Genomic DNA, 239 nt, shown 5'->3' with positions numbered 1-239 from the left:
GATCTGCCTGAACAGCATGTTCACGGCATCCACGACCTCCATGCGGCTGCGGAAGTTGCGGGCCAGATCGATCCGGATTCCCGCGAGGCTTGTTTCCTCGCCGGTATCGCCTGCGCCGTAGCTTTTGTATTTATCCAGGAACAGTCCCGGCTCCGCGAGGCGGAAACGGTAAATGCTCTGCTTGACGTCGCCGACCATAAACCGGTTCCCTGGCGCTTCGCGGGAAATGAGGCGGACGA

General features: G+C 60.3%; 1 protein-coding gene. It reads right to left on the bottom strand.

Translation table 11 applies throughout. The annotated features are described in order from the left end of the window. A partial coding sequence (locus tag ACSNOG_RS33995) for a UvrD-helicase domain-containing protein (RefSeq protein WP_436756519.1) occupies positions 1-198 on the bottom strand: 198 nt, incomplete at its 3' end. Positions 199-239: the final 41 nt, after the last annotated feature.

Source organism: Streptomyces sp. URMC 124, assembly GCF_051386455.1.
Lineage (GTDB): Bacteria > Actinomycetota > Actinomycetes > Streptomycetales > Streptomycetaceae > Streptomyces.
The sequence above is the reverse complement of the archived record's forward strand: the minus strand, read 5'-3'. Positions and strand labels throughout refer to the sequence as shown.